Origin of the sequence: Bacillus sp. JFL15, from assembly GCF_001184225.1 — a bacterium.
Lineage (GTDB): Bacteria > Bacillota > Bacilli > Bacillales > Bacillaceae > Bacillus > Bacillus siamensis.
The window spans coordinates 3,273,324-3,300,125 of sequence record NZ_KQ236689.1; the positions used below are offsets into that span (position 1 = coordinate 3,273,324).

At 50.4% G+C, this 26,802-nt stretch carries 2 protein-coding genes; both read left to right on the forward strand.

The window, feature by feature from the left end; genetic code table 11:
- Positions 1-6: 6 nt before the first annotated feature.
- The gene (locus AD710_RS16310; RefSeq protein WP_049628510.1) at positions 7-10,512 is read left to right on the forward strand and encodes a type I polyketide synthase; all 10,506 of its coding nucleotides are present in this window, start codon (positions 7-9) and stop codon (positions 10,510-10,512) included.
- Positions 10,502-26,794: a non-ribosomal peptide synthetase gene (locus AD710_RS16315; protein WP_049628511.1), complete on the forward strand. Its 16,293-nt coding sequence runs from the start codon at positions 10,502-10,504 to the stop codon at positions 26,792-26,794. Before AD710_RS16310 ends, AD710_RS16315 begins: the two co-directional genes overlap by 11 nt.
- The last annotated feature ends 8 nt before the right edge of the window (positions 26,795-26,802 follow it).

Consider the following 26,802-nt stretch of genomic DNA (forward strand, 5'->3'; position numbering starts at 1 on the left):
GAAGAAATGATATCGGAAAAAATCAATATTTCACTGGATCATCCTATCATGAAGGGCCATACGGTCTTTGGTGAAGCGGTATTGCCCGGTCTTAGTTATATCGATTTGATTTATCAGGTTTTTCAGGAGCACGGTTATTCATACAATGAGCTCGAACTGAAGCATGTCACGATTTATCAGCCTTTAACCGTCAGTGAAACGGCTGCAATCATTCTGACCATTCAATGTTCTGAAAGCGGAGATGGAAAGTGGCTCATCTCCCTTTCCGGACAGAAACAGCAAGATGACCAGCTGTCAGACAATATACAATATGCGACGGCTGAAATGGTGAAAAGAGACGCAGTCACATTTGACGAAACCATTGATTTCAGCGAGCTGAAGCAGTCAGTCCGATCTTTGGATCTCGATGACATGTATCACCGCTGCCTGGATCATGACCTGGTTCATTCCGGGATGATGAAATCGAGCGGACGATTATACGAAACAGAAGACGGCATGCTGGCTGAGCTTTCTTGCGAAGAAGGAAAGGATTTCTTTTTATTCCATCCCGCCCTTTTGGATGCGAGCGGTATCGGGGCAAGCAGCTTGCTTTCTGAAACAAACCGGCTTCACCTGCCTTTATATTATGAATCGTTCAAAGCCGCCGGCAGGCTTCAATCAGAGTGTACGGCGCGTATTGCCGCTTCCGGCGTCCGTCAGGAAAAAGAACTTACAACGATGACAATCGAGTACTTCAGCCGTTCCGGACAGAAGGTGGCTGAGCTTAAAAACATTACGGGAAAAGCGGTTCGGCTCGAAGAAGACGGGCACACAGCAGGACAGAATAAACAGGATGCAAAAGAGCCGGAAAGCGCAGATGAAAAAGACATCATTCTGTTTTTGAAGAAGCTTTTGGCTGATAAGCTTGGTCAGCCTTGGGAGACGCTGGACGTTCTTGCCGGCTACTACGAGCTCGGGCTGGATTCATCTTCTTTGCTTGAGGTTGTCCAGGATATCAGTAAAAAGGCGGGTGCGGAACTCGCGCCCACTCTTCTCTTTGAATATACGAATATAAAAGAACTGGCAGCCTATCTGAAAAAGACCGTTTCATTTGAATGTGCGGAACGTGCAGCCGAATCACCGGACGTGCCAGAACATCATGAAAACACCGGTGACATTGCGATTATCGGAATGGCCGGCCGCTATCCGAAAGCGGAAAATCTGGCGGAGTTTTGGGAAAACCTTAAGGCGGGCACGGATTGCATCACTGAAGTTCCGAAGTCCCGCTGGGATTGGAAAACATATAAAAACGTAACGTCCCCATCTGGAAAGACCGTATCAAAATGGGGCGGTTTCATCGACGATGCCGACTGCTTCGATCCGCAGTTTTTCAGAATCTCACCGCGTGAGGCGGAAATGATGGACCCGCAGGAACGCCTGTTTTTAGAAACCTGCTGGGAAACGATTGAAGATGCGGGGTATACGCCTGAAACGCTTGGAAATAAAGGGGCGAAACAGCATCCGATCGGCGTTTTTGCAGGGGTGATGCATAAAGATTATTCCTTAATCGGCGCAGAACAATTATCGGAAACTGATCCTTTTCCGGTTTCGCTGAATTATGCGCAGATCGCCAACAGAGTGTCCTATTATTGTGACTTCCACGGGCCGAGCATCGCGGTTGATACCGTTTGTTCCTCATCATTGACCGCCGTTCATCTGGCGATTGAAAGCATCCGCCGCGGCGAATGTGAAGCCGCGCTTGCGGGCGGGGTGAACTTGTCGCTCCACCCGGCGAAATATCTGAGCTACGGAAGCGTCGGCATGCACTCAAGCGACGGCCGCTGCCGCACGTTCGGCGAGGGCGGTGACGGCTATGTTTCCGGAGAAGGAGTCGGTGCGGTATTACTCAAGCCGCTGGAAAAAGCAGAACAGGACGGCGACCGGATTTACGCAGTTATTAAAGGAAGCGCCGTTAACCACGTCGGGAAAGTAAGCGGGATTACCGTCCCGAGCCCTGCTGCACAGGCAGAAGTCATTAAGACATGTCTGAAAAAAGCGGGGATCAGCCCGCGGACCGTCAGTTATGTGGAAGCTCATGGAACGGGCACTTCGTTAGGCGACCCGATTGAAATTGAAGGTCTGTCAAAAGCGTTCAGCGAAGGGACGCAGGATCAGCAATTTTGTTCCATCGGTTCAGTCAAATCAAATATCGGCCATGCAGAATCGGCGGCGGGCATCAGCGGATTAACAAAGGCGGCGCTGCAGCTTCATCACAAAACGCTTGTCAAATCTCTGCATTCCGCGGAATTAAATCCATACGTGAAATTTGAGAAGTCTCCTTTTTACGTACAGCAGCAGACTGCTCCTTGGAAGCAGCCGGCAGCGGAAGAAAACGGAAAAGTCACGTATTATCCGCGCCGGGCCGGGCTCAGTTCCTTCGGGGCATCAGGTTCGAATGCCCATATCATTTTAGAAGAATACATTCAGCCGGAACACAAAGCGCCTGCACCTGAGAACGATGCAGCCAAAATCATCCCGCTGTCCGCAAGAAATAAAGACAGGCTTCTGGCCTATGCGGAAAAACTAGCCGGGTCGCTTTCCGAAAAGACGGTGCTGTCTGAACTGGCTTACACGCTTCAGACAGGACGCGAAGCAATGGAGGAGAGAGCGGTCTTCCTTGCAAATGACACCCGCGAATTGAAGCAAAAGCTGAATGATTTCGTAAAAGGAAGCGACAACATCCCCGGATTTTGGCGCGGACAAGCCGAGATGCCGGAACTGAGCGAACCTGCTCCTGAAACAGGTGATCCGGTACAGCTTGCCGGTTTATGGGCAGAAGGGAAAACAGTAGATTGGAATAAGCTGTACGATGCGGATAAACCGCGTAAAACAAGCGTTCCGACATATCCATTTGTAAAAGAGCGCTATTGGATTCCGCAGCAGAAAAAACACGGGAAAAGCCTGTCAGGCACTGTGCTGCATCCGCTTTTACATGAAAATACGTCAGATTTTTCACAGCAGCGTTTTACTTCTCTTTTTACGGGAGATGAATTTTTCTTGTCTGACCATGTCGTCAACGGACAAAAAATTCTGCCGGGCGTCGCCTATTTAGAAATGGCCGCAGAGGCGGTGAAAAAGGCCGCGGCCGTAACGGACAAAGGCCATAGCGTCACACTCAGACAGGTCGTTTGGGTCCGGCCGGTCATGATTGAAAACAAACCGAAGGAAATACATATTGCCCTTTATCCAGAAGATAACGGTGAGATTACCTATGAAATATACAGTGAGGCAGAAGTAAACAGCGAAGATCCGGTTATTCACAGCCAAGGTGAAGCGGTCATTGCCGCACAGGGCAGTGCTCAGTTAGATATAGAGTCTGTCAAGGCTTCCTGCGATTTAGGGATCGTGACGGGGGAAGAATGTTACAGTGCTTTTGAAAAGATCGGCCTGGATTACGGAGAGGCATACAGGGGCGTACAGCAATTGCTGATCGGGGAAGACCGGTTACTGGCCCGTATTTCACTCCCGGATTCCGTTCAAGACGATAAAGAGCTGTATACGCTTCACCCGAGTATAATGGATGCCGCTTTTCACGCCTCCGTCGGTCTGCTTGTCCGCTCGATTCATGACAATGCAGACAGCCATGAGCTTTCTTTGCCGTTTGCGATGCAGGAAGTGGAAGTGTTCGGGCCGTGTCCTGAACAGATCTGGTCATATATCCGGTATACAGAAGGCAGCAAAGCAGATGACAACGTAAGAAAATTTGACATTGATATGTGCGATGATGCCGGTACGGTTTATGTTCGGATGAAAGGCGCGTCCGTCCGGGCGCTTGAACCAAGCCAAACAGCGGTCGGTGAAACTTCAGAGGCGCCTGTCGGCCATACGATGATGATTCCGGCATGGGAGCCCGCTGCACTTATAACTACCGGGAAAGCGAAAACGGCGGATAAGCAGACTGCGGTTTTCGGAGGAACTGACAGAAGCCGCGCGCGCATCAAAGAGCATCTGCCGAATGCTTCTTACTATCCAATCAGAAGCACGGATGATATCACATCTCTTGCAAACTTGCTTGAAGGACAAAAAGAACTGGAGCAAATCATTTGGCTCGCGCCGCAGGCTGAGAGTGCTGACATCCTTAAGGAACAGGAGCGCAACGTTTTTCATGTGTTCAAGCTGATGAAAGCTTTGCTTGCCTTAGGATACGGAGGGAAACATCTGGACTGGTGCTTCGTCACTGCAAATGCCCAGCCGTTTTCAGATCAGGACAGTGCTGATCCGTCACAAGCAGCGGTCAGCGGACTTGCCGGGACGATGGCGAAAGAATATCCGCATTGGAATATCCGCATGATTGACACAGAAACGGACGGCATCTGGCCGATCGGCGAGGCGCTTTCTCTTTCTGCCGGGAAAAACGGAAGAGTTTGGGCATACCGCAATCAAGAGCTGTATGAGCGGCAGCTGATACCGCTTGACAATATGCCGAAAAACGGCACGCTGTACCAAACAGGCGGGGTTTATGCCGTGATCGGAGGCGCCGGGTATCTCGGTGAGGCATGGAGTGAATATATGATCCGCCGCTACAAAGCACGCGTCATTTGGATCGGAAGAAGCACGCTGAATGATTCGATACAGGCGAAACTCGACCGGCTCAGCGCATTCGGCCCGGCGCCTGAATATGTTTCCGCCGATGCCGCTGACAGGGATTCCTTAGAGCGGGCTTATCAGCTCATAAAAGAGCGTCATACAAAAATTAACGGCGTCATCCACTCGGCAATGGATCTGTCTGAGCAAAGCTTAAATAATATGAAGACAGAAGAATTCCAATCGGTGCTGCGGGCAAAAGCCGATGTAAGTGTATCTATGGCGGAGGTATTTGGACGGGAGCCGCTTGACTTTGCGCTCTTCTTCTCCTCGCTTGTGGCATTTATCCATAATGTGAAACAAAGCCATTATGCCGCAGGATGCGCCTTTAGTGACGCATTTGCGAAGGAACTTGCTCAGAAATGGAACTGCCCGGTCAAAGTCATGAATTGGGGCTACTGGGGCAGCAGCGAGGCGGCTGAAGACGGCAATTTTATTCAGCTGATGGATCAGATCGGATTGGGATTGATCGAACCGGACGCTGCGATGGAGGCGCTGGAAACCCTTTTGACGCTGCGGGTTGACCAGGCTGCTTTCATTCATACGACAAAACCGGTCGCAGTAGAGGGAATGAATGAACGAGAAAAGATGTCTGTTTATCCGCCTCAGCCGCTTGTATCAGGACAACAGCTGAAGGTTGCTCCGCCGGGCGCACGTCTTGTAAGAGAGACCGGGCATCAGGAACTTGATGATTTTCTGTATCAGCTATTGATCGCCCAGCTAAAAGAGGCGGACTTGCTGACGCCGCAAAGCCTTAAAGCGTATGAGCCTGAACACGGCTATTTTAAAAAATGGCTCAATCAAACGATCGCTTTCCTTCTGGAACATGGTTATCTGGAAGGGAATGCGGATTCATATAAATTGTCGGCGCGAGCCGAAGACACAACCGCCTCGCTATGGCAAAAATGGGAGCAGGAAAAAGAGGAATGGCTCAATAACGCCGATACAAAAGCGATGACTGTTTTAGCCGAGACGATGCTTAAAGCACTGCCGGACATTCTGCGCGAAAACGTGCCTGCGACAGACATCATGTTCCCGCACTCTTCAATGGAACTCGTTGAAGGAATTTATAAACACAACCAAGTCGCGGATTACTTCAACGGCGCCCTGTCAGATACATTAACAGCCTATGTGAAAGAAAACATCAGTAAAAATCCAAAAGCCGAGATCCGCATCCTGGAAATCGGAGCGGGCACTGGCGGCACAAGCGCGGGGATATTTGAAAAGCTTAAGCCGTATCAAAACCATATCAAAGAGTACTGTTACACCGATGTATCGAAAGCTTTTCTCGTGCATGCGGAGACAGAATACGGCAAACAGAATCCTTATCTGACTTATAAACTTTTTAATGCAGAAGAACCGCTTTCCGGTCAGGACATAGAGCCGGGCGCATACGACATCGCCGTTGCCGCCAATGTGCTCCACGCGACAAAAGACATACGCCAGACGCTGAGAAACGCCAAAGCCGTTTTAAAAGACAACGGTTTGCTGCTCTTAAATGAGATGGCGGGCAACAGCCTGTTCCCGCATATTACTTTCGGTCTGCTTGAAGGCTGGTGGCTGCATGAAGATTCCAACCTTCGAATTCCGGGATGCCCGGGCTTGTATCCGGAAAGCTGGAAGCGCGTGTTAGAAAGTGAAGGCTGGCATTCTGTCTTCTTCCCGGCAGAAGCGGCACATGAATTAAGCCATCAGATTATAGCGGCAAAAAGCAATGGCATTGTGCGCCAAAAAACGCTTAAAGCTGAGACCGGAAAACGGACCGCACCACAAAAAGCGCCGGAACTTCAGCCGCAAACAACGGCCGAAAAAAGCACAGCCTTAACAGAAAAAAGCACCGAGTACTTGAAAACGTTAATCGGAGAAACGTTAAAAATTCCGCCGGCTCAAATTGATCCGAAAGCGCCGCTTGAAAAATACGGAATTGATTCTATCGTCGTCGTACAGCTGACAAATGCGTTACGAAATGTGTTAGACCAAGTCAGCAGCACTTTATTTTTTGAATACCAGACGATTGAGGCTCTCGTCGGCCACTTAATCAAAACGAAAAAAGACGAGATGATCAAACTGACGGGACAAACGCCTGTTCAGGAAGAACCGGCGGCATCAAAACCGCAGGCTGTACAGCCGGCTAAGCCGCTTCGCACTGACTGGCGGCGGAAAGAAAAACAGGCAGCCAAAGAGACCGCCCGGCAAAGTTCAGTTCGCGACGTGGCGATTATCGGCGTATCCGGACGCTACCCGCAGGCCAAAACAGCGGCTGAGCTTTGGGCAAACATTAAAAAAGGAAAAAACTGCATAGAAGAAATCCCGCGGGAGCGCTGGAACTGGCAGGATTACTACGATGAAGAAAAAGGTAAAGAAGGCTCTATTTATACGAAATGGGGCGGCTTCATTGAGGATATGGACAAGTTCGATCCGCTGTTCTTTCAGATTTCTCCTTTGGAAGCGGAGCGAATGGACCCGCAGGAGCGATTATTTTTAGAAACGGCGTATGCGAGTATCGAGGATGCCGGCTATACGCCTGACAACCTGTGCCAAAGCAGAAAAATCGGCGTTTTTGCCGGAGCGATGAACAAAAACTACCCGACAGGCTACGGCTACTGGTCCATTGCCAACAGAGTATCTTACCTTTTTGATTTCCAAGGACCGAGCATTGCCGTTGACACAGCCTGCTCTTCTTCCTTGACGGCCATTCATCTGGCGCTTGAGAGCCTATACAGCGGTTCAAGCGAATGCGCGATTGCCGGCGGCGTAAATCTTGTGACCGACCCGGTCCATTATATGAATCTGTCAGTCATGAACATGCTTTCTGCAAGCGACACGTGCAAATCGTTCGGAGACCGCGCGGACGGTTTTGTCGACGGAGAAGGGGTAGGCGCGGTCGTATTAAAGCCGCTGGATCAAGCGATCGCCGATAACGATCACATTTACGGTGTAATTAAAGGAAGCACCATTAACAGCGGGGGCAAAACGAACGGCTACACCGTTCCGAATCCGAATGCGCAGGCCGCCTTAATAAAAGAGGCTTTCCAAAGAGCAAACGTCCCGGCGCGCACCGTCAGTTATATTGAAGCCCACGGCACGGGGACCGCATTAGGCGATCCGATTGAAATTGCCGGATTAACGAAAGCATTTGAAGAGGATACAACAGACAAACAGTTTTGCGCCATCGGCTCTGCGAAATCAAATATCGGCCATTGTGAAAGCGCAGCAGGCATTGCGGGTCTGACAAAAATATTATTCCAGCTGAAAGACCGCCAAATCGCGCCGTCCCTGCATGCGAAAGAGCTGAATCCGAATATTGAGTTCGCGTATACGCCGTTTGCCGTTCAGCAGGAGCTCGGTGAGTGGAAGCGTCCCGTCATCGGCGGAAAAGAGCTTCCGAGAAGGGCCGGGTTAAGCAGCTTCGGCGCGGGGGGAGCAAACGCCCACCTCGTCATAGAAGAATATATGGCAGACAAAGAATATGATGAGACGCCGGCAGATCAGCCCGCCATCATCGTCCTGTCTGCGAAAAACAGCGAACGGCTCACCGAAAAAGCAAAACAGCTTAGAGACGCCATCCGTGAAAAAAGATACAGCGGCCGTGATCTGATGAGCATAGCCTATACTCTTCAGACGGGCCGTGTGCCGATGGAAGAGCGTCTCGGCTTGATCGTTCATTCACTGCCTGAACTTGAAGAAAAACTGAATGGATTTATCGCCGGACAAGACAGCGCCGGACTGCACCGCGACAGCACGGAAGAAAACAAACGGTTGCTTGCCGTATTTGCGGCCGATGATGACATGGAAACCATCATTGACGCTTGGATCAGCAAACGGAAATATTCTAAGCTGCTTGAGCTTTGGGTAAAAGGATTGGACATCGATTGGGCGAAATTATACGGAGACCGTCCTCCGGTTCGCATCAGCCTGCCTGCTTATCCGTTTGCGAAAGAACGCTTCTGGCATCAGCCGCCTGTACAAAGTAAAACAGTGCCCGTTAAGGCGCCGGCTGATGAAAGTGATCCGGCGGAGCAGTTTGAAGTGATGGCTTTTAGAGAAGTTCTTAAAGAACAGGCTCTGCCTGCTGCCGGAGAAAAGAAAATTAAAACGGTGATTTCTTTCTTAACTGATGAGAAGAAGCAGCAGGAAGCCGTCTCTGTGATCAAATCGTATGACAGTGAAGCTGACGTTATTTTTATCGCTCAGGGAAACCGGTACGAGGGCTTATCTGCCGGCCGCTGCCAAGTGGTGCGGGAAGATCCGCAATCATATGTAGACGCTTTTGCGGACATTCAAAAAGAGTACGGTGAAGCATCTGCCATTTTGTATTTATGGGCGCTTGAAGATAAAAGCTGCATCGAAGATTTTTCATGTATCGTCTATATTCTCAAGGCTATGGCCGAGACCGGTCTGCAGCCGGAAAGACTGTTACTGGCGGGTGAATATACATCCGGTCTGGAAAAATGCTACTTGGAATCATGGATCGGATTTGAGCGTTCGCTCGGCATGGTCCTCCCGAAAACGGGCATTACCGGCCTCTTCAGAAAAGCCGGCGCAGCCATGACAGACTGGATGGGAACCATTTGGGACGAGCTGAAGGCTGAAACAGACCATACCGTTTTCCTCGAAGAAGGGAAACGATATGTCTATCACACTGAACCGACCGGATTGACGAAAGAAAACAGCCGGATCAGAACCGGGGGCACATATCTCATTACGGGCGGATTAGGAGGGCTCGGCTACTTATTTGCCCGCCGCCTCGCCCGGAACTATCAGGCAAATGTCATTCTCACGGGGCGATCGCCGATCAATGAGGAAAAGAAAGAAAAAATGAAAGACTTGGAAAATCTCGGCGCAGGTGTTCTTTACGCCGAAGCCGATGTTTGTGATCCGATCGGAATGGGCGACTGTATCAAACGCGCGAAAGAACGATTCGGAGCCATTCATGGCGTCATTCATGCGGCTGGCATCGAAAGCAGAACATCCGTCTTTGAAAATGAAATCGGGAATTTCCGCAGTACGCTTGAACCGAAAATAAACGGAAGCCTGCTTCTTGACGAGTGGCTGAAAAATGAAACGCCTGATTTCATCTGCTACTTTTCATCCACATCGGCTGTTTTAGGAGATTTCGGCTGCTGTGATTACGCAGTGGCGAACAGGTTCCAAATGGCATACGCCCATTATAAAAATGAACAATCAGAAAGCGGAAACGCTTTTGTCATAAACTGGCCGGTCTGGAAAAACGGCGGAATGGCCGTCGGCGGTGAAGAGACGACGGGCATGTATCTGAAATCAAGCGGCCAGCGCCTGTTAGAAACAGATGAAGGCATTGAGCAGTTTGAGCGCATCATTTCTCAAGACAATACACAGTGCCTTGTCATTGCCGGCAAAAGAAGCCGTGCCGAGCGATTTTTAGGCATCCGGCGGGACGATTCATCAAAAACGGAAGTTCTTTTGGAAACCGTGAGCCGCCGCATCCCGGAAGAAAGCACGGAAAAACGGCTCGAAGCGGATTTAAAAGAGCTGATACACAATCTGCTGAAAATATCCAAGGATAAGCTCGTTCTGCATAAAAACTGGGCGGAATTCGGATTTGATTCCATCTATTTAGCCAAATTTGCCTCGCTTTTGTCGAGCCATTACGGCATTGAAGTCACTCCGGCGTTATTTTTTAGCTATGCCACGCTCGGAGACGTCATGGGCTATTACCTGACAGAACACAAAGAAACGATCGAAACGTTTTACAGAACGGAAGAAACCGAAACAGAAACCGCCGCTCCGGAAAGCAAGGAGTATACGGATCAGGAGATCATCGCCATGATGAAACAGGTCTCCGAGGGGACATTGGATTTTAAAAGAGTGCAAGACATCATAGAAGGGAGTAAGACCTATGAATCATAAAGAACTTCTCGATGCCTACAGATCAGGAACGCTCACCATCGCTGAAGTAGAACAAAAGCTTCAGGCTTTCAAGCGGACGACTGCAAAACGTCCGCTTTCCGAAGGCCAGAAAGGTTTGTGGATGCTTCAGAAAATGTTTCCGGAGATGAGCGCATACAACATTCCGTTATGCTTTCGTTTTCAAAAGCTGGATATCGAGACATTCAAAACGGCCCTTTTTTCCGTGCAGCGCCAGCACCCTATTTTGACGAGTGTGATAAAAGAGGAAAACGGCCTTCCGTATCAGGCTGAAGATGCGGATCGGCATTTTTCGATTGAAGAAATAGATCTTTCCGAATTAAGCAGGCGTGATGCTCTTTCGTTTATTAAAGAAAAAGCAAAAGAACCGTTCGCGCTTGAAACAGGTCCGCTTTTGCGCGTTCAAGTGTTCCGTCAGGCGGAGCCGATTGTGTTAATCACCATTCACCATATCATCTTTGACGGCGTCTCTCTTATGACGTTTATGTCATCGCTGCTGGACGCCTATGTAAAAGCAAGCGAAGGCAAAGAACCGGAAATGCTTCAGCAGGCCGCAGATTATCACGACTTTGTGAAATGGGAAAAGGAGCTGCTGGAAAGCGAAGCGGGAAAAACGCATCTCTCTTATTGGAAAAAGCAGCTTGACGGACCGCTGCCGGTGCTTGAGCTTCCGGCGGATTACCCGAGATCATCGGTTCAAACGTGCAGGGGGCAGGCGTATCAGCGCTTGCTTCCTGATGAACTGAACCGGCAGATTAAAGTTTGCGCCCGAAAACATAATGTCAATGAATCCGTTGTGTATCTCGCTATTTTCAAAGGCTTGCTCTATCAATATACGAATCAGGAAGATGTCATCGTCGGCATGCCGACGATGGGGCGTTCTGAGGCTCAATTTGAATCTGTGATCGGATACTTTATTAATATGATCGCGGTCAGAAGCAGGGAGACGGGCGCCAAATCCTTTGCCGCGTTTTTGAAGGAGCTCCAGCTGACCCTTGCAGAAGGGCTGGACCATGCCGCGTATCCGTTTCCGGCGCTTGTCAAAGAATTGAAGACGGAACGCTCGCCTGCGGTTTCGCCTGTTTTTCAAACCGCGTTTTTCTATCAAAACTTCTTCCAGACAGAAGGAGCGGAAAAGCTGGCGGAACGATATCAATCACTAGGCATTGAAATGATAGAAGACATTCATCAGGAAGGCGAATTTGAGCTTGCGCTTGAAGTCTATAAAAAAGAAACGGGAACCGTCCTGCAATTTCTGTACAACCCGGATGTCTACAGCCCTTCTTCCATCGAACGGATGGCGGAGCATTATATGAAACTGGCAGAAAAGGTGCTTTCTGATCCGGAGATCGCTTTTGCAGCCTGTTCCGGCCTGCTCAATCAAAAACGGGAGGAAAGCCGTCCATCTCATCAGCCGAATAACCGCTGCATTCATGACGTGTTTGCAGAAAAAGCCGGGCGATACCCTGACAGAGCAGCCGTCACATTCGGTGAGACAAGCCTTACATATCGCGAATTAGATGAACGAAGCACGTCGCTCGCTGTGCATCTGCAAGAAATGGGCGTCACACCGGAATGCCCGGTCGGTATCTGTACGGAGCGTTCTTTTGAGATGGTCATCGGCATCCTCGCCATTTTAAAAGCGGGAGGTGCGTATGTCCCGCTTGACCCGGCTTTTCCAAACGAACGGATGGCACACGTATTGACTGACAGCGGCGTTTCAATCGTATTAACGCAAGCAAAAACAAGCGGCGTGATTGAGCGGTTAACCATCGGCGGCGTGAGCACGGTGGAGATTGAAAACAGCGGACCTGTCAGCGGAGCGAAACTGATGCCGCGTTCAAAACCGCATCATCTCGCTTATATTCTTTATACGTCCGGAAGCACGGGAAAACCAAAAGGCGTCATGGTAGAGCACAGAGCCATCATGAACACACTGCAGTTTTTAGAAGCGGAGTATCCGGTCGCACATGAGGATGCCTATTTGTTAAAAACGAATTATGTGTTTGACGTTTCAATTTCAGAATTATTCGGCTGGTTTATCGGAAACGGACGGCTTGTCATTTTGCCGCCCGGTGCAGAAAAAAATCCGCAGCTTTGCATGGAATATATCCAGACTCACCAGGTGACGCATCTGAATTTTGCCCCTGCCGTGTTTAATGTATTTTTAGAAACGGTAAAGCGGCATATGGCATTTACAGAAGGCGGTCCTTTGAAATATGTGATGGTAGCCGGAGAGGCGTTTCCGAAAGACTTGGTCAAAAAGTCGGTTTCCATCTTCAAAAAGGCCAGAATTGAAAATATATACGGCCCGACGGAAACATCCATTTATGCCGCGTACTACAGCTGCGGCGACAAGGACATCACAAGCAGGAATACACCGATCGGGAAACCGATTCAAAACACGAGGCTTTATATCCTCGATGAAAAGCTCAGCCCCGTCCCTGACGGTGTGGCCGGAGAGCTTTGCGTAGCCGGCGCCGGACTGGCCAGAGGCTATTACAATCAGCCTGAGCTGACGGCGGCATCGTTTATTGATAATCCGTTTAGTGAAGGAGAAAAGCTTTACAAAACAGGCGATTTGGCCAGATGGCTGCCTGACGGAAATATAGAATATGCCGGCCGTATTGACAGTCAAGTGAAAATCCGCGGCTTCCGCATTGAATTGGGAGCGATTGAAACAAAATTGAGCGAGCATCCGGATATCCTTGATCAGGCGGTTGTTGTGCAGGAAAAGAACGGACATAAAAAGCTGATTGCTTATTATACGGCCCGCTCCGGTCATTCGGCAGATGAAAAAGCGCTCCGCGAACATCTTTTATCAGGTCTGCCGGATTATATGGCGCCTGCCCATTTTATCCGTCTCGATGCGCTGCCGTTAACACCGAGCGGAAAAGTGAACCGCAAGGACCTGGAACAGCGCAAGGTGATCGTTCACCGGTCTGAAAGGACGGGCAGACTGCCGTTGTCAGAAGCGGAAGCGAAAGTGACCGAAATATGGGAAGACCTGCTGAATACGGCAGGCATCAAAACCGAAGACGGCTTTTTCGATGTAGGGGGCGACTCGCTTTTGGCTGTTGCGGCGGCAGAACGCATTAAACAGGCGCTGGAATGTGATTTTACCGTCACGGATTTATTCGAACACTCGACGATTCAGGCGATCAGCCGTTTTATTGTTGAAACAAAACAGGCGGATGAACCAGAAACGACCGGCCAAGATGAGAGAGAAAGAGAACAAACACCGCAAAACGGGATGCCGTCTTACCTTGAAGACAGTGTGGCAATAGTAGGGATTTCCTGTCAGTTTCCCGGCGCGAAAAATCATCATGAGTTCTGGAAGCAGTTAAGAGAAGGAAAGGAAAGCGTCCGTTTCTATTCGGAACAAGAGCTCCGGGAAGCTGGCGTCCCGGAAGATTTGATCGAAAATCCAAACTATGTGCCGGCATTATCGGCGATAGAAGGAAAAGATCTCTTTGATCCTGAGTTCTTTCACATTTCTCCGAAAGATGCTGAATTTATGGATCCTCAGCTGCGGCTTCTGCTGCTTCATTCCTGGAAAGCTGTCGAGGATGCGGGATATGTATCCAAAGAGATTCCGAAGACAAGCGTTTATATGTCGGCGAGCAATAATTCGTATCGGTCGCTTTTGCCGGAAAAAACGACAGAAGGCCACGAATCACCTGACGGCTATGTGTCATGGGTGTTAGCGCAGAGCGGTACGATTCCGACGATGGTTTCCCATAAGCTCGGATTAAAAGGGCCAAGCTATTTCGTTCATTCCAATTGCTCGTCATCACTGGTCGGTCTTTATTCAGCCTGCAAAAGCATAACGAGCGGAGAATCAGAATACGCGCTCGTCGGCGGAGCAACTCTGCACGCTTCGACCAGCATCGGCTATGTGCATCAAGCCGGATTGAATTTTTCAAGCGACGGGCATGTCAAGGCATTTGACGCTTCAGCCGACGGTATGGCGGGCGGAGAAGGAGCGGCTGTCATTCTGCTGAAAAAGGCGTCACAAGCCGTACAGGACGGAGATCACATATACGCCGTGCTCAGAGGCATCGGTCTGAACAATGACGGAGCGGATAAAGTCGGTTTTTACGCACCGAGTGTAAAAGGCCAGACGGACGTCATCCAGCATGTTTTAGACAGCACGGGCGTTCACCCGGAGACCATTTCTTACATTGAAGCACACGGCACGGGAACGACATTGGGTGACCCGATTGAAATGTCTGCGCTGCAGCAAGTGTATAAACGTTACACGGATCGGGAGCAGTATTGCGGGATCGGCTCCGTAAAAACGAATATCGGCCATCTGGATACAGCAGCGGGCCTTGCCGGATGTATTAAAGTTGCGATGAGTTTATATCATCGGGAGCTGGCGCCTACCCTTAATTACACATCACCGAATCCGAATATCACATTCAGCGGTTCGCCGTTTTATGTGGCGGACAAGAGAAAACCGCTTCCGGAGAGAGACACGCCGCACCGCGCAGCGTTAAGCTCATTCGGACTCGGAGGAACAAACGCACACGCTATTTTTGAACAGTATGAAAACAAAACGATCAGCGGATCAAATGACGGACAGCCGCCTTATATCGTTCCGCTCTCAGCGAGAAATCATGAGCGTCTGACTGCCTATGCGTCTTGTCTTTCTGACTTTTTGAATGACGCCGAAAACGATGTGTCCTTGCATGATCTGGCATTTACGTATCAGACCGGACGTGAAGCGATGGAAGAGAGAGCCGTTTTTATCTGTCATGATCGTCACGATTTGAAGCGGCAGCTGCAGGATTTCATCAATGGCAATGACCAAAACATCTTACGGGGCGAAAAGGTGAGAAATAAAGAAGCGTCATCTCAGGAGCTGGATGAGCTTGCGGCATGTCAGACACGGGATGAAAAGCTGAAAGCACTTGCGGCGCTTTGGATAGAAGGGGTGCGTGTCGATTGGGGCTTATTGTATGAGGATTCCGCGCCGCAAAAAATCAGTGCGCCGACCTACCCGTTCGCAGAGGAGCGCTTCTGGCCGGAAGAAACCGTGAAGCAAACAGATGCGAAGCTTTTGCATCCGCTGGTACATCAGAATACATCCGTTTTGCAGGAGCAGCGGTTCAGTTCGGAATTCACGGGAAAAGAGTATTTTATTGCCGAGCATATCATTAAAGGAATGGCGATCGTGCCTGCTGCCGTCACCCTTGAGATGGCACGGGCCGCGGCGGAGAGAAGCATCGGCGGGGTAACAGACGAATCTCTGGGCCTGCGTTTAAAGAATATCGTATGGGTCCGCCCGGTGATAGCCGATCAGGAGGCTGTCCGTGTTCATATCGGACTTTATGAAGAAGAAGACGGGCAGATTCAATACAGAATGTACGGCGGGAATGATTCAAGCGGTGAAGCAGACCTTCTTTATAATCAGGGCATCGCTGAAATCATCCGGAAAGAACCGGAAGAAACAGCGGATCTTGATGAGCTGAAGCGCCGATGCGCGCAGGGAACAATCGAATCTCAAGCGTTTTACAAAGGAATGATCGGAGCTGATTACGGGCCGGGCTACAAAGGTGTCCAGCTTGTATACAAAGGCGAAGACCGGATGCTTGCTAAATTGAAGCTTCCTGAATCCGTCTCTCATACAAAAGCTGATTATATCCTTCATCCGAGTATGATGGACGGTGCGCTTCAGGCCGCCGAATATTTGCAGAACGTGACAAGAGCGCAACTTGCAGAAAGCGGAGAACCATTCAAAGCCGCATTGCCGTTTGCTTTAGAGGAGCTGGACATTCTGGAGCCATGCGCTGATGACATGTGGGTGCACGTCACATTCAGCGCGAACAATAAAGCCGGCGATCCTATTCAAAAAGCCGATATTGATTTATATGACAATAACGGCGTGCTTTGTGTTCGGATGAGAGGTTTCTCAACGCGGATTATGGAAGAAAACGCGGGTGCCGGCGTTTCGGTCAGCCGTACCGAGACATTGCTGGCTGAACCGGTCTGGAAAGAGCAGCCGGAACCGGCGGACCGCGAGCCGTCGTATGAACAGCATATCATTTTCCTCTGTGAGTACGATGAGGCCGTTAAACAAGCAGTCGAAGCAAAGCTTAAACATGCAAGCGTCTTGATCTTGGACGAGCGTCCCGCATCCATTGCAGAGCGGTATCATTCTTATGCGGGCCAGCTGTTTGCCTGTATGAAAACCATCATGAAAAATAAGCCGAAAGGCCGCATCCTTCTTCAGGCTGTCACGCGGTCAGCCGGCTTACAGCAGGTGTTCTCAGGCATTACCGGTCTTTTCAAAACGGCATGTCTTGAACAATCCAAGCTGATCTGCCAAATGATAGAAGCCGATGATAAAGAAAGTGCTGAAGGCATAGCGGAAAAAGCGGCGGAAAACCGCAGGCATGCCGAAAGCGTCCATGTGAAATATGAAAACGGCAAGCGCTTTGCCACTGATTGGAAAGAACTGGACATTTCTGAAGCGGAGCCTGACATTCCGTGGAAAGATAAAGGCGTTTATCTCATTACAGGAGGTGCGGGAGGTTTAGGCCTGATCTTTGCAAAAGAGATTGCAACCCGCACAAAAGGCGCCGACATCATATTAACCGGCCGATCCGCTCTCGGAGAAAAGCAGAAAGACATGATGGAAACAGTGCGTTCTGCCGGTGCATCTGTCTTTTACGAGCAGACCGATGTCACAGATGAAGCAGAAGTATACCGTCTCATCCGCAATATCCGCAAACGGCATGGCAAGCTGGACGGGATTGTACACAGTGCCGGTGTTATTAAAGATAACTACATGGTGAAGAAGACGGCGGAGGAATACCAAGACGTTCTCGCTCCGAAAGTGAAGGGTCTTGTCTATCTTGACGAAGCGTCACAGCACGAGAAATTAGATGTCTTTATTGTCTTTTCCTCCTTATCGGGTGTGCTTGGAAGCGTCGGCCAGGCTGACTATGCATCCGCAAACGTCTTTATGGAGATGTATGCCGAGTACCGCCGTTCTTTGAAAGCCGCAGGACAAAGATACGGAAAGACGCTTTCTGTCAGCTGGCCGTTATGGAAAGAAGGCGGAATGCAGGCAGGAAAGCAGACAGAAGATATGCTGATGCAGGAGGCGGGAATCGCACCGCTCGGCACAGAAGCCGGCATCAAGGCCTTATATCAAGGCTTGATGAGCGGGACAGCCCGGATGACGGTTCTTGAAGGAGATGGGAAAACCATGAAAGAAAAGCTGTTCCGCAAAGAAGATGAACGTCCGGAAGCAGAGACCGGCGTACGTCATGACATTGATGCTGACAGCCTCCTTGAAAAAGTGAAGCATCTGTTAAAACAGCAGACGGCCTCACTGTTAAAAGTGAAGCTTGACAACATTGATCCTCATGAAGAAATGACAAAATACGGGTTTGACTCAATTTCGATGACCGAGTTTACGAACCGGTTAAACAAAACGTACCGGCTTACGTTAACGCCGACGATTTTCTTTGATCATCCAACAATCCATGAATTTGCCGTTCATTTAATCGGTGAATACGAAGAGGAATTCGCGGGACGTTTTGCGGTAAATACAAAAACGGTCCAATCACAAAGCCCGGTAAAAGAGGCTCAAAACACGCGCCCGTCCGTTAAGCGCCGCCGCACTCTGCCTGAGACACCGCCGCAGACAGTGCAGCGGGACCAAAAGCCGGAGCCGATCGCAATCGTAGGCATCAGCGGAATTTTTCCGATGGCCGAAGACATTGAAGCTTACTGGCAGAACCTGAAAGAAGGCAAAGACTGCATGACCGAGATTCCGAAAGACCGCTGGGACTGGCGGGACTACTACGGGGATCCTGCAAAAGAAGCCAATAAAACAAACGTCATCCAGGGCGGATTTATTGACGGAATTGCAGAGTTTGATCCGTTATTTTTCGGAATCTCGCCCCGGGAAGCGGAACAGATGGACCCTCAGCAGCGTCTCTTGCTGACGTATGCGTGGAAAGCGATTGAAGATGCCGGATATGCATCAAAGAGTCTCTCAGGCACAAAAACAGGTGTGTTTATCGGGACTGGAAATACCGGTTACGGATCTCTTTTAGCCAACGCCGATGCGACGATTGAAGGGTCGTCCGCAGCCAATACAAGCCCGTCTGTCGGCCCGAACCGTGTCAGCTATACGCTCAATCTGCACGGACCGAGCGAACCGATTGATACGGCCTGCTCAAGCTCACTCGTTGCCATACATCATGCCGTTTCTTCAATTGAGGAAGGGACGTGCGACATGGCTTTGGCGGGAGGAATCAATACGATCATTCTTCCGGATGTGTATATCAGCTTTGACAAAGCGGGGGCGCTGAGCAAAGAAGGGCGATGCAAAACATTCTCCGATCAGGCTGACGGTTTTGCTCACGGGGAAGGAGCCGGGCTCTTTTTCCTCAAAAAACTGAAAGCGGCGGAGGCGGATGGAGACCATATTTACGGCGTCATTAAAGGAAGCGCGGTGAATCATGGCGGCCGCGCGGCATCTTTAACAACGCCTAACCCGAAACAGCAGGCGGAAGTCATTAAAGCCGCATACAAAAAAGCGGGCATAGATCCGAAAACAGTCTCTTATATCGAAGCGCACGGCACGGGAACAGAACTTGGAGATCCCGTTGAAATTAACGGTCTGAAGCAAGCATTCAGCTCATTTACAGACGGAAAAGAGAAAGCGTCCGGCTATTGCGGCTTAGGCTCAGTCAAAACGAATATCGGCCATTTATCCCTTGCGGCGGGAGCAGCGGGAATCATTAAAATCTTGCTGCAGATGAAGCATCGGACATTGGTAAAAAGCCTTCATTGTGAGACGGTAAATCCGTACATTCAGCTTGAAGACAGCCCGTTTTATCTGGTGCGGGAAACGATGGAATGGAAGACGCAGACGGACGAACACGGAAACGATGAGCCGCGCCGCGCGGGCATCAGCTCATTCGGCATCGGAGGGGTAAACGCCCACGTCGTCATCGAAGAATACATTCCGCAAGAAAAAGCGGAAGCAGATGATTCGCATATCAACCCATGTCTTTTCGTTCTATCCGCCAAAAATGAAAAACGCCTGAAAGAACAGGCCGAACAGCTGAAACGTGCGCTTACTGAAAAACGATACGATCAATCCAGCCTCGTTTCTATGGCTTATACCCTCCAAATCGGAAGGGACGCCATGGAAGAACGTCTGGCGGTTATTGCCGGGTCCGCAGAAGAACTGCAGGAAAAACTGTCACAGTTTATCAACGGGGATAAGAACGCGGACTTGTACAGAGGAAGAATAGACAAAGGCACGCTGCAAATGCTGACGGAAGATGAAGACATTCAAGAAGCCGTTGAAAAATGGATGGCACGCGGCAAATACGCGAAGCTGCTTGAATTATGGGTCAAAGGGCTGAACGTCAATTGGGCGAAGCTGTACGGAGACCGGCCGCCTAAGAGGATAAGCCTGCCGACATACCCGTTTGCAAAAGACCGCTATTGGGCGGAAAATCGTCCCGGAAAACATGAAAAAACAGCCATTGTTTCAGCCGGAAAACGAGACGTGCTGCATCCGCTTCTGCACAGAAATACATCAAACCTTGCCGAACAGCGGTTCAGCTCAATCTACACCGGGGAAGAATTTTACCTTGCGGACCATGTTGTACAAGGCGTGCCGATTTTACCGGGAGTGGCACATCTTGAAATGGCGCGCGCAGCAATGGAACAGGCATCTGAAGTGCCGGCCGGACAAGGAAGCATCAAACTTAAGAATACGGTTTGGGTGCGGCCGATCACCATTGAAGACGAGCCGGTCCATGTCAACATCCGCCTCGTTCCCGATCCTGCAAACAATGTTCAATTTGACATTTACAGCGGCCGGGAAACAGATCAGCCGTCCGTTTACAGTCAAGGTTCAGTATCAATCCGCCCTGACGCCGAGGCACCGGTCATTGATCTGCAAAAACTGAGATCACGATCCGCCGAGGCACCGTTTTCTGCAGAAGAAGTGTACGATATGTACCGCAAAATCGGTTTTGATTACGGCCCGGCTTTTCGGGGTGTCAAAGCGATTTATACAGGTGCCGATTTCGTACTGGGCAGACTGTCGCTTGATCCGGCTTGTTCAGACACGGTACGGCAGTATGTCATGCATCCGGGCTTAATGGACTCTGCGTTGCAGGCATCAAGCATATTAACCGGAACAAATGATGAAAAGCTGATGCTTCCGTTTGCGGTTCAGGAGCTCGAAGTATTCAGCGCATGCGCTGCCGAGATGTGGGTTTACGCCAGACTTTCCGAAGACCATAAAGCCGGCCAGGTTGAAAAACGCGATCTTGATATTTGTGATGAAAACGGCAAGGTTTGCGTAAGGCTGAAAGGTTTGTCATTCAGAACGGCAGAAAAAGAACCTGAGAAAAAAGAAAAAGCTCCGGAAACGCTCATGCTTGAGCCGGTATGGACCCGAAGCGATGAAACTGCCGCTCAAACGGAACCGGTTTTTGCCCGGCATATCGTGTTGCTTTGTGACACAGACGCCGGATTGAAACAAGCCGTTGAAGCTGCGGGGGCCGAATGCATTGAACTGACCTCCCCGCACAGGAAAGCGGCGGCGCGCTTCCGTGATTATACAGGACGGATATTGGAGACGCTGCAAAAACTGCTGAAGGAAGAGACGGAAGGAGACGTCCTCATCCAGACGGTTCTCACTAAAACAGATAAGCATCAGCTGCTCTCAGGGATTTCAGCTTTGTTAAAAACGGCCGGCCTGGAACATAAAAAACTGAAAACCCAGCTGATTGAAATAGAACCGGCGGAAAACGGCAGAATCACAGACATCATCAGAGAAAATAAAACACGGGCTGATGACAGCCATGTCAAATATGAAAACGGCATCCGTTACAGCGCAGATGTCAAAGAAACGGCCGTCTCCGGCAATAAAATACGTATTCCGTGGAATGACGGAGGCATTTATCTTATTACCGGAGGAGCCGGGGGCTTAGGTTTTATTTTCGCAAAAGAAATCGCCCGCAAAGTCAAAGAGCCGACACTCGTTCTGACAGGCCGTTCCGCATTAAGCGAGAATCAGCGGAAGCAGCTGCAATCGCTTGAATCACTCGGAGCAAAAGCGGAATACAGACAGGCTGATGTGACAAACGCTCAAACTGCGGCAGAGCTGGTCAATACAATTGAAACGGAATACGGCGGCCTTCACGGCATCATTCACAGCGCCGGTGTGATGAAAGATCAGTATATCGCAAAGAAAACAACCGAAGAGTTTTACAGTGTATTGGCGCCTAAAACCGACGGATTTGTCAACCTTGATGAAGCAACCGAGCATTTAGCGCTGGACTTTTTCATCGTTTTCTCATCCATATCCGGCGTCACAGGGAATGCGGGACAGGCGGATTATGCGGCGGCAAACGCATTTATGGACAGCTATGCGGCATACCGCAACGCACTGGTTACGGCAATGTACCGCCATGGACATACATTGTCGGTCAATTGGCCGCTTTGGAGAGACGGCGGAATGCAAGTCAATGAAGAAATGGCAAAGCTCACCGAAAAAAGAACCGGTGTCGTGCCGATGCGCACTGAAACCGGAATAGAAGCTCTTTACAACGCATGGAGCACGGGGAAAACAAGCGTGCTCGTCATGGAAGGAAACCGCGCCGTAATGCGGGAGAAACTACTTCAGAAGACGCCTGCAGCCGCTTTTGCACCTGTTAAGAAAACGGAGGAAACGCCTGCACCGAAGGACTTGACGGCGAAAATTCAGGAATTGCTGGCAAAAGAGGTTTCCGCACTTCTGAAAATAAACATTGATGAAATCGATATTGAATTGGAGTTCAATCAATACGGGTTTGATTCCATTACGCTGACGGAATTCGCCAACAAGCTGAATGACACTTATAAGCTTGATTTGACACCGACCGTATTTTTTGAATATGCGACGATTCAAGCCTTGGCACATCATCTGGCCGAAGACTATCACACCCAATTTGCCGGCAGCACACAGCCGAAAGAAGAGAAACAAAGCCGCATAACAGATGACGGCAGCATGAGACTGACAGGGAACAAGCGCTTTGCAAAAACTGCCGTACAGCCTGTTCAGACTGCGGTTGAACATAAATCGGAACCGATCGCCATTGTCGGTATGAGCGGAGTGTTTCCGAAGGCCGCAAATATTGATGAGTATTGGCGCAACTTAGAAGAGGGAACAGATTGCATAACAGAGGTGCCGGCGGATCGCTGGGACTGGCGGGAGTATTACGGCGACCCGCTTAATGAAGCCAACAAAACAAATGTAAAGTGGGGCGGATTTATTGACGGAGTTGCGGATTTTGATCCGCTGTTCTTCGGAATTTCACCGCTGGAAGCCGAACAGATGGATCCGCAGCAGCGCTTGTTAATGATGTATGCGTGGAAAGCGATTGAAGATGCGGGATATTCCGCTAAAAGCCTTTCCGGCACGAAAACAGGCCTGTACATCGGCACGGGAAATACCGGATACGGCTCACTGTTTTCCGACTTGGATATTGGCGGTGCATCAGCCGCAAATATGAGTCCGTCTGCGGGACCGAACCGTGTCAGCTATATGCTCAATCTGCACGGGCCGAGTGAACCGATCGACACTGCGTGCTCCAGCTCGCTGGTCGCGATTCATCACGCCGTATGCGCCATTGAAAACGGGAACTGCGACATGGCGATCGCCGGCGGCGTGAATACCGTCGTCACACCGCAAGGCCACATCGCTTATGACAAAGCCGGCGCGCTGAGCAAAGAAGGGAAATGCAAAACATTCTCCGACAGGGCGGACGGATTTGCCGTCAGTGAAGGTGCCGGAATACTGTTTTTGAAAAAGCTGTCAGAAGCAGAAAAAGCGGGCGATCACATCTATGGCGTCATTAAAGGCAGCGCGGTCAATCACGGCGGACGCGCGAACTCCTTGACGACGCCGAATCCGAAAGCCCAGGCGGAAGTCGTCAGAACGGCTTATGACAAAGCCGGCATTGATCCGAGAACCGTCACTTATATTGAAGCGCACGGAACCGGAACGGAGCTTGGCGACCCGGTCGAAATCAACGGACTGAAATCGGCCTTTCAAAAGCTGTACGAAAAAACCGGCGATCCCGCCGTTTACGCGAGTCACTGCGGTCTGGGCTCGGCAAAAACCAATATCGGCCATCTGTCGCTTGCAGCCGGTGTCGCGGGTGTGATCAAAGTGCTGATGCAGATGAAGCATAAAACCCTTGCAAAAAGCCTCCACAGCGAGGTCATCAACCCGTATATCAAACTGAAAGACAGCCCGTTTTACATCGTACAGGAAAAAAGAGAATGGACGGCATTGAAAGACGAAAACGGCAGCGATCTGCCGCGCCGTGCGGGAATCAGTTCTTTCGGCATCGGCGGCGTAAACGCCCATGTCGTCATTGAAGAATATATCCCGAGGGAAGAAAGAAAAACAGCCATTTTCACACACCCTCAAATCTTTGTGCTGTCGGCCAAAGAAGAAGACCGTCTGCAAGAACAGGCACACCAGCTGGCACAAGCTTCTTTTACCGATGAGGATCTTACGGGTATTGCTTACACGCTTCAGCAGGGACGTGATGCCATGGAAGAGAGAGCGGCCGTTATCGCTTCCTCCGCCGAAGAACTGCGGGACAAGCTAAAGAGCTGTGCGAAAGGGAATTATGACGCAGCGGGCATCTATAAAGGGAAAGCGGGTAAAGCCGCGCTGAAATCCATTATGGCAGGCGCAAACGGCGAACCGGATACAGAAGAACTGATCAGCCGCCGGGAGAATGACAAGCTTGCGGAATTATGGGTGCAGGGTGCCGATATCAAATGGGACGGCCTATATGCTGATATCAAGCCCCAACGGATGAGTCTTCCTGCTTATCCGTTTGCGAAAGAGCGGTACTGGATCACAGACAACCGGCCGAAAGCAGAGAAGCCGCAAGCTGTGCCGACGGCCAAGGTGCTGCATCCGCTGCTTCACGAAAACGTATCGGATTTAACAGAACAGCGGTACCGATCTGAATTTACGGGGCAGGAGACGATTTTCACCGATCATCTGATTAAAGGCAAACCGGTCATGCCGGGCGTCGCCTACTTGGAAATGGCTAGGGCGGCAGTTGCTCAGGCGGTCAAAGGGCAAAAAGAACGTCCGTCTGTCATCCGCCTGAAAAACATCGGTTGGGTTCGGCCGATCGAAGCGGGAAGCCGCCCGATTGAAACGCAGATCAGCCTCGTTCCGAGGGAAAACGGTGAGATCGTGTATGACATTTACACTGCTTCACAAACAGAAGCAAGCGGCAGGCAAATACACTGTCAGGGGACTGCCGGCATTCTCAGCGCCGATGAGACTCCGCATCGTGATATAGGCGCCCTGAAAGCTCAATGCAGCCGCAGCATGCTGACTTCTGAGCAGTGTTACAGCTTATTCGGAAAAATCGGTATTGACTACGGTCCCGGACAACAAGGAATCAAGCAGATTCATATCGGAAGCAATCAAGCATTGGCTGAGCTCCGGCTGCCTTCCTTCCTCGAAGAAACGGCAGATCAATACGTTCTTCACCCGTGTATGCTTGATTCAGCTTTGCAAGCGACAATCGGGCTGAAGCTGCACGCAGATGATAACCAGCTGTCACTGCCGTTCGCTCTCGAGGAACTGGACATTTTCAGTCCGTGCACGACAAGCATGTGGGCGTATGTCAGCTCACGGGGAACGGACGAGAAAATACAGCGGCTGGACATTGACTTATGCGATGAGACAGGCCGGGTCTGTGTCAGGATTAAAGGGATTTCTTCCAGAATGATGGAAGGCCCTGCGCCGGAAACATCATTAAATGGAGCAAACCTTCTGGCTCCGGTATGGGATCTTGCGGAATTCAGTGACCGAAGCCCGGCATATAAGACGGAAGAGGTTGTCTTTATCGCAGGGGATGAGGAGAGCGCAGCTTTTCAATTGCATCATCCTTATGCGAAAAGGCTTCATATCACCCCGAAGGATGAAATAGAGGCTGTTGCAGCAAAAATGAAAGCAAGCGGGACATTCGGCCATATCGTATGGATCGCCCCTGTTCACAGCGCTGCTGACATGGTGAAAGCTCAGGATACGGGCGTCATCCAGATGTACAGAGTGATCAAGGCCATGCTTGCTTTAGGATATGGAGGCAAGCGAATCAGCCTGACTGCAGTCACCATAAAAACACAGTCCGTACAGCCGGCGGACATCATTGATCCGGCTCACGCAGGCCTTCACGGTTTAATCGGCTCGCTCGCAAAAGAGTATCCGAACTGGCAAACAAGGCTGATTGATGCCGGATGCCCGGAAGATGTTTCAAAGGCGGAGCTGTTCTCGGCGCCGTTCGATGAGCAAGGCCATACATGGGCGTACCGGAACAATCTCTGGTACAAACAGCGCCTCATTCCTGTACAGCAGCCGATGTCAAGCCGGCCCGCTTACCAAAAAGGCGGCGTCTATGTCGTCATTGGCGGCGCCGGAGGTATCGGCGAGGCATGGAGCGAATATGCCGTAAAAACGTATCAGGCACGCGTCGTTTGGATCGGCAGACGAAAACATAACGGCGCCATTCAGGAAAAAATCGACAGACTCAGCCAGTTCGGCCCGGATCCGATTTATGTTGAAGCAGACGCGGCAGATCAGGATGAACTCACACGGGCGTATGAAACGATCAAACGCACGTACCCGCAAATAAACGGAATCATCCATTCCGCAATCGTTTTAGAGGATCAGAGTCTGGCAAATATGCCGGAAAGCCGTTTTAAAAGCGTGCTCGCTGCAAAGGTTAATGTCAGCGTGAATATGGCCCATGTTTTCCGAAATGAGCCGCTGGACTTTGCTTTGTTCTTCTCGTCTGTACAATCATTTGCACGAGCGGCCGGACAAAGCAATTACGCCGCCGGATGCAGTTTCAAAGATGCCTTTGCCGCTCATTTGGCTCAAACGCGGCCGTATAAGGCGGCGGTGATGAATTGGAGCTACTGGGGCAGTGTCGGAATCGTCTCATCTGCCGACTATCAAGAACGGATGAAACAGGCGGGAGTCGGATCAATTGAAGCGCCCGAAGCAATGGCGGCGCTTGAACGATTGCTCGGCGGCCCGTTGAACCAGTTCGTCATGATGAAACAGGCGGAAGAGCCTTTGGAAAAACCGGAAGAAATGATAGAAGTATACCCGGAACATCACGGCTCGGCGATGCAAAAACTGCGAAGCTATCAGCCTAAAGTAACTAGACGTGCACAACAATTGAGTTAAGGAGGGGA